We start from the raw sequence: 288 nt of genomic DNA, 5'->3' as shown, positions 1-288 counted from the left end.
GATGCTGATGGGGTTACTCGGGATCTGGTACACCAACTTCTTTGCTGCCCAAAGCCACGTATTGTTGCCTTACTACCATTATTTGCGTGGCTTTCCAGCCTATGTACAGCAATTAGATATGGAAAGTAACGGTAAGTCCGTAGCCGGTGATGCCGAGCAAGTGGATTACGCAACCGGACCCGTTATCTGGGGTAGCGAAGGCACCAACGGTCAGCATTCTTTCCACCAGTTGATTCACCAGGGTCAAGTGCTGATCCCGGCTGACTTTATGCTGCCATTGAATGTACC

At 50.3% G+C, this 288-nt stretch carries 1 protein-coding gene; it reads left to right on the top strand.

Annotated features, from left to right (window positions below; translation table 11 throughout):
• Positions 1–288, top strand: a 288-nt coding sequence (locus J0A66_RS23000; RefSeq protein WP_500676677.1) for a phosphoglucose isomerase-related protein, incomplete at both ends; no start/stop codon positions are given.

This window comes from Bowmanella dokdonensis (genome assembly GCF_017254865.1).
GTDB lineage: Bacteria > Pseudomonadota > Gammaproteobacteria > Enterobacterales > Alteromonadaceae > Bowmanella > Bowmanella dokdonensis.
The sequence above is the reverse complement of the archived record's forward strand: the minus strand, read 5'-3'. Positions and strand labels throughout refer to the sequence as shown.